Annotated in this window: 1 protein-coding gene; it reads right to left on the bottom strand. The window is 35.1% G+C overall.

Annotated features, from left to right (window positions below):
- Positions 1-117: 117 nt before the first annotated feature.
- Positions 118-636, bottom strand: a complete 519-nt coding sequence (locus tag ACFSQ0_RS07115) for a hypothetical protein (RefSeq protein ID WP_379046220.1) — start codon at positions 634-636, stop codon at positions 118-120.
- Positions 637-756 lie beyond the last annotated feature (120 nt).

The following is a 756-nucleotide window of genomic DNA, read 5'->3' as shown; positions in this document are numbered from 1 at the left end:
TACGGGATTAAAGTTAATGATTTTCGGTTAAGCACTGACGTTAGCAATTCCGAGTGGATTCGGACGTAGTCGAATCCGCCGTAATTGCGGTTATACATTGTTGTACGCTGGCTTTTTTCAGAACTGCATAACTTTTTCATCAAATTCCGTTTTTAATACATAGTCTTTATTCGTTCCGAAGAATATTTTATCATAATGAGCGAACAAAAGAGCCCATTCCAAGCTTTGGTCAAACACAGTCAAATCGTCCGAACCACCATAAAAAATCGAATCCCAATATTTAAGAACAAATTTCCATTTGGTTATCATTCCATTTTGTCCGTCCCAAGAAAGGAAAACTTTTTTGTCAAAAGGAATTGCTCTTTGGTATAACCACTTTGTTATTTTCTTTTTATTATTTTCCAAGATTTCAATTTCATCCAAATTCCGAAAAAGTCCGTTTTTGAATGGTTCGTTTGAATGAATCCAGCAGTTATCTAAATAGTCCGCAAGAAATTCCGCTCCAGTTTTGTTCAAAGGTTTTAATTCCGCGATATGTTGTTCGGGTAGTAAATCATATTTCTCTTCCGTAAATCTCCATTTCAGAGTGAATTCGGTCATTAGAATTATATTTTTATTTAAATCTTCGAAAGTCATTTTTTCAGCTTGCGTACAACGTCCCGAATAACGCAAGTTGCGGCTTGGAGACTTGAATTTGTCCGTTAAACTCTATTTTAAAAAGTAGTCAAAAATGTCATTTTTGACAGGTATTCCGCA

The sequence above is a fragment of the Mesonia sediminis genome (assembly GCF_042684705.1).
Classification (GTDB): Bacteria; Bacteroidota; Bacteroidia; order Flavobacteriales; family Flavobacteriaceae; genus Mesonia; species Mesonia sediminis.
Note: the sequence above shows the minus strand (reverse complement) of the source record. Positions and strands in the feature narration are given on the sequence as shown.